4 protein-coding genes and 2 pseudogenes are annotated in these 5,092 nt (G+C 58.7%); all 6 read left to right on the top strand.

Going from position 1 to position 5,092, the window contains the following annotated elements; translation table 11 throughout:
* Nucleotides 1-452: 452 nt before the first annotated feature.
* The gene (locus tag NKH03_RS34265) at nucleotides 453-1,481 is read left to right on the top strand and encodes a sugar transferase (protein WP_352973264.1); all 1,029 of its coding nucleotides are present in this window, start codon (nucleotides 453-455) and stop codon (nucleotides 1,479-1,481) included.
* A gap of 43 nt (nucleotides 1,482-1,524) precedes the next feature.
* A pseudogene (locus NKH03_RS34260) lies at nucleotides 1,525-1,605 on the top strand (hypothetical protein); the annotation flags it as partial.
* Nucleotides 1,606-1,657: 52 nt separating this feature from the next.
* A pseudogene (locus NKH03_RS34255) lies at nucleotides 1,658-2,325 on the top strand (nucleotide sugar dehydrogenase); the annotation flags it as partial.
* A complete protein-coding gene (locus NKH03_RS34250; RefSeq protein WP_352973261.1) occupies nucleotides 2,325-3,350 on the top strand; it encodes an NAD-dependent epimerase in 1,026 nt (341 codons plus the stop codon). The pseudogene NKH03_RS34255 and the gene NKH03_RS34250, both read left to right, overlap by 1 nt.
* Before the next feature lie 111 nt (nucleotides 3,351-3,461).
* Entirely contained in the window at nucleotides 3,462-4,280 is an 819-nt protein-coding gene (locus NKH03_RS34245; protein WP_352973259.1) for a glycosyltransferase family 2 protein, read from the top strand.
* Between the two features lie 177 nt (nucleotides 4,281-4,457).
* The gene (locus NKH03_RS34240; RefSeq protein WP_352973257.1) at nucleotides 4,458-5,033 is read left to right on the top strand and encodes a hypothetical protein; all 576 of its coding nucleotides are present in this window, start codon (nucleotides 4,458-4,460) and stop codon (nucleotides 5,031-5,033) included.
* The last annotated feature ends 59 nt before the right edge of the window (nucleotides 5,034-5,092 follow it).

Here is a 5,092-nt window from a genome sequence, read left to right as displayed (position 1 = left end):
AGCCGTGGCACGCTGATCAGCCCGGCCCCATGCCGGAGAACGCGGCGACCAAGCCGTCAGCTACACCACTTCCTGGGACACGATCATGTCGAATCGCCGGGGGGGTGAAGCGTTCGATTCGTTCTACGAACGAACGGGCAGGTCAGATGCAGAATCGCGCTGGCCTGTGGCCGACACGGCAACTTCGGGGGAAGGGGCAAGGCGTTGAATGTCACGGCGTCAACTATTGTCGGAAGCCGGCATTTCCTGTTCAGGATTCGGTTTCAGCTGCTTGGCGGACTGACATTCGCGATTTTTGCGCCTGCCATTATCCGGATTGTCTTCAATCCTGAGTTTATCTATTCGGCAAACCTTCAGGTAACGGTGACCGCCCGGCGATTGCGCACCTGGCGGGCTTCCTCTCCTATCGCCGCATCGGCAATTTCCCGGGCGTGGCCGCGGCAAGCTACATCTTGCCGACATTTGCCTTGTCCTACGGTGCTGTTTTCCTGACCATCTTCTTTTTTCGGTTCGAGTATAGCCGGTTCCAGGCCGCCGCCAGTTTCACGCAGTCCACGCTCTGGTATTTCGGCCTGAGCCTGTTGACGCGGCGTCTCGACCCACACCGGCTCGTCGTGATTCCCGGAGGAGATGTCGAGCGTCTCAAGACCTTGCCCGGGGTGCACTGGTTCTGGATCATGTCGACCAGCACGGTCATTGAAAGAGCCAGCGGCGTGGTCGTCGATCTGCGTGCCGATCTTGGCGCGGAATGGGAACGATACATCGCGGATCGGGCCCTTTCGGGAACGCCCGTATACCATGTCAAGCAGGTGCGGGAGTCGTTGACCGGTCGGGTCGAGATCGAGCATCTGTCCGAAAACACGCTTGGCTCCCTTAACCCGAACCAGGCCTATCTTAAAATCAAGCAGGCGGCCGACTGGATTTCCGCGTTTGTCTTGATTGTCGTTCTTTCCCCTGTCCTGGCGCTGATAGCGCTGCTGATCCGGCTGGACTCCGAGGGTCCCGTGCTGTTTCGCCAGCAACGCATGGGGTACCGGGGCAAGCTCTGCACGGTCTACAAGTTTCGCTCGATGCGGCAGCACGGCGACGCTGGCAGCGACAAGGAGAAAGCGATCACCAAGCGCGACGACGATCGCATCACCCGCGTCGGACGTTTCCTGCGAAAATTCAGGATCGACGAACTGCCGCAGGCCATCAACATTCTGCGTGGCGAAATGAGCTGGATCGGGCCGCGGCCGGAAGCCGTCGTGCTCTCGCAGTGGTACGAGGCTGAGTTGCCGTTCTACCGCTACAGGCATATTGTCAGGCCGGATATAAGCGGGTGGGCACAAGTAAATCAAGGGCATGTGGCTGCCGTCGAGGATGTGATGGAAAAATTGCACTATGATTTCTATTACATGAAGAACTTTTCGCCTTGGCTGGATGTTCTGATAACGCTCAAGACAATGAAAACAATGCTTACTGGGTTTGGCGCGCGATAGCCAATGCGAAGCATGACTCTGGAATAGCAAGCGCAGGAAGCAGATGGATCTCGCCTCCAGGAAAATAGCCATCATCGGACTTGGCTACGTCGGCCTGCCGCTGGCGGTCGCCTTCGGTGCCACCAGGGATGTCGTCGGGTTCGACATCAACCAGTCGAGGGTGGACGCGCTGGAGCGCCGAAGCGGCCAAGGTCATCGAGAACACCCAGAGGGACCTCAACATCGCGCTGATGAACGAGTTGTCGCTCATCTCGGCAAGCTGGGCATCGACACGGCCGAGGTGCTGGAAGCCGCCGGCACCAAATGGAATTTCCTGCGTTTCACGCCGGGTCTCGTCGGCGGCCACTGCATTGGCGTCGATCCCTACTATCTCACCCACAAGGCCCAGGAACTCGGCTATCATCCGGAGGTGATTCTTGCCGGCCGCCGTATCAATGACGGCATGGGTCGGCACGCGGCGGATCAGACGGCCCGCCTGATGATGCGCAAGGGGATACCAGTCGTCGGCAACCGGATTCTGGTGATGGGCGCGGCCTTCAAGGAAAATTGTCCGGACCTGAGAAATTCCAAGGTCGCCGATGTCGTCGCCCGGCTGAAGGAGTGCAATGCCGGCATCGATATCTGGGATCCCTGGGTCGATGCGCAGGAATGCGCGCGCGCTTTCGGCATAACGAGCATGAAGGACATTCCCGACGAGCGCTATGACGGCGTCATCGTGGCCGTCGGCCACCGGCAGTTCCGCGCGCTTGGCGTCGACGGCCTGCAGGCGCTTTGCAAGACCCCGGGCGTCATCTGCGACATCAAGGGTCTCTTCCCCAGGCATGTTACGGATGGGCGTTTCTGATGAAGGTTCTGGTCACCGGCGCCGCCGGCTTCATAGGCTATCATGTGGCCAAGCGCCTGCTGGAGCGCGGCGACGAGGTTGTCGGCATCGACAACGTCAACAGCTATTACGATCCGCGGATCAAGGAGGCGAGGCTGCGGCTGCTGGAGGAGGCGAGCCGCAAGACCAATGCGGGCTATCAGTTCATCCGCGGCAATCTCGCCGACAGAGGTGTTGTCGATGGCTGCTTCGCCGACCACGCATTCGACCGGGTGATCCATCTCGCTGCCCAAGCCGGGGTTCGCTACAGTCTGGAAAATCCGCATGCCTATGTCGAAAGCAACATAATCGCCTACACCAACATGCTGGAAGCCTGTCGCAACAGCGCCGTTGCGCACCTGACCTATGCCAGCACCTCGAGCGTCTATGGCGCCAACACCGACATGCCGTTTTCCGAGCACCGGCCGGCCGACCACCCGCTGCAGTTCTACGCCGCGACCAAACGTGCCAACGAACTGATGGCGCATAGCTACAGTCATCTGTTCGGGCTGCCGACGACCGGGCTGCGCTTCTTCACCGTGTATGGCCCCTGGGGGCGCCCGGATATGGCGCTGTTCCTGTTCACCAAGAACATCCTTGCCGGCGAGCCGATCAAGCTGTTCAACAACGGCATGCACACGCGCGACTTCACTTATATCGAGGACATCGCCGAGGGCGTCGTGCGGGCCAGCGACAGCCCGGCCACGGGCAATGCCGCCTGGGACTCCAGCCGTCCGGATTCGGCCACCAGCAGCGCCCCCTGGCGCATATTCAACATCGGCAACAACAACCCGGTGAAGCTGACCGCCTATGTCGAGGCGCTGGAAAACGCGCTTGGCAGGAAAGCCATCATCGAACTGCTGCCGCTGCAGCCCGGCGACGTGCCCGATACCTTCGCCGACACGTCGGCGCTGGAGCAGGCGGTGGGCTACCGTCCGACGACGACGGTGACCGAGGGCGTCGGGCGGTTCGTCGAGTGGTACCAGGCGTATTTTGGACGGGGATAGGCCTGTTCTTGGCGGGGTTGCCGGCTGATCCGCGCATAGCTGCGCTCCATGACCGCGTAACTAGGGGGAGAGGGGATCGATACGGCTCGCAAACAGGCAGTTCGCAACCCATTGCAGTCCCGGGCGCTTTTGAGCGTTTGCATCTCTACGTTCAATCGGCGGGATCGCGTTGCGACGCTGGTTCAGGAACTGCTGCGCGCGCAAGTATGTGTCCATGTCCACGGTTCGACTGACGGGACAAGCGAAGCGCTTGCGGAGATCGCGTCTCGCGATGCCAGATTGGTGGTCACAACTGGCCCAAATGGCAGCAGAGGGGTTGCGATGTTTTCGGCGATCGCTTCCGCCACTGGCGACTATTGCATGATTTTCGATGATGACGACGATCTCTTTACCGATCGCCTGCCGGAGGTTTGTGAGTGTCTCTCGCGGCAAGGTGCCGATGAGAAGATTGCGGGACTTGTGTTCTCTATGGTTCTCGAGGGACCAGATGCGACAGCAAACCAGTTTCCATCAGAGCGTACAAACCTGATCAAGATGCGGGCCGATGAAGGTGTGGTCGGCGACAAGAAAGAGGTCATCAGAACTCCCTTGCTGAAACGGGTTGCCGTGCCCCCTGCGGGGCGGTTCCGCCGTGTTCCAACTTCTCTCCTCTGGTCCAGGTTGGCGATCGAATATGACGTTATCTGTGTCAACGTCGATATCGGACGAAAAAGGTACCTGCCGGAGGGGATGACCGCGAGAATTCGGCTTCTTCAGCGGCAAAATCCGTACCCGATGTTGTTACTGAATTTGAACTACGTCAGGGCATTCTGGATTGGACGATATCGCTCGGTTCGATTCCTGGGCAAGGCCTTCCTTGCCTGCTTGAGCTTTGGTGCCTTGAGTTTCCCATTCTTGCTCAAGAGGTCATTCGCACGGGTGATCTCATGAAAAGAGCCAGTCTGTGGAAATTCGTGGAGGCCATCGTCATACGAATTGTGCCTGGTCTTCTGAATATAGTGACTTTACTATACATCGGAAGCCATCTGGAAACTGGACAGTAGCACGACGATTGCTACAGTTTCATTTATTTCGACACTTGTTTTTGGAGCTGCTACCTATTCGATAATGCCTGTTTCCGCAAAAATTCATGCCACGGGAATGGGTAGAGAGTACGTATCGTCTATTTTGACTGCCCTGACCATTGTGGCATTGTTTGTGGTCATGGCCGGATCGGCACTGGCGTGGTTCGGACTTGGCAATGTCGTTGCCGCAACCATCATCGTTTCGTTCGGCTTGCACACCGCACTTCAAGAGATCTTGAGGTCACAGCTGCGTTTGTGGGCATATGGTTGGTCGGCGATTGGCCAAGCTGTCGCATACCAGGCGGGAGCTGTGGTCCTGCTTGCAGGAGATGCAAAAGTAGGCTCCGCCCTCACGGCCTTTTCGCTCAGCTACGCCGGAGCGCTGATTTCATTTGCTTTCCTGGGGCCGATGAATCTGAGGCGGCCTCGCCTTTCCTATCTTGGCGGATCGCTGGCCACAGGCTGGCGATTTGTGTTGAGCAATCTGGCCGAGAGCGGCGTGTTTGTCGGTATTCGATACATTATTTTGATGTTTGGCTCCGAGACCCATCTCGGCGTCTTTTCGTTTTGTGTCGATCTTTCGCAACGCTCGGTGGTCGCGTCCCCACAGGTGGTGTAGCTCGGCGGTAGCGAAGCCGCTCGCGAGCGCGCTCTCGATAGCGCTGTAGCGAGCGAGCG

It is taken from the genome of Mesorhizobium sp. M1406 (assembly GCF_040317555.1).
Classification (GTDB): domain Bacteria; phylum Pseudomonadota; class Alphaproteobacteria; order Rhizobiales; family Rhizobiaceae; genus Mesorhizobium.
Note: the sequence above shows the minus strand (reverse complement) of the source record. Positions and strands in the feature narration are given on the sequence as shown.

Bases quoted from the DNA above. Each gene is read 5' to 3' on its own strand.
- NKH03_RS34250 (WP_352973261.1), top strand. From the start codon at position 2,325: ATGAAGGTTCTGGTCACCGGCGCCGCCGGCTTCATAGGCTATCATGTG.
- NKH03_RS34240 (WP_352973257.1), top strand. From the start codon at position 4,458: ATGCCTGTTTCCGCAAAAATTCATGCCACGGGAATGGGTAGAGAGTAC.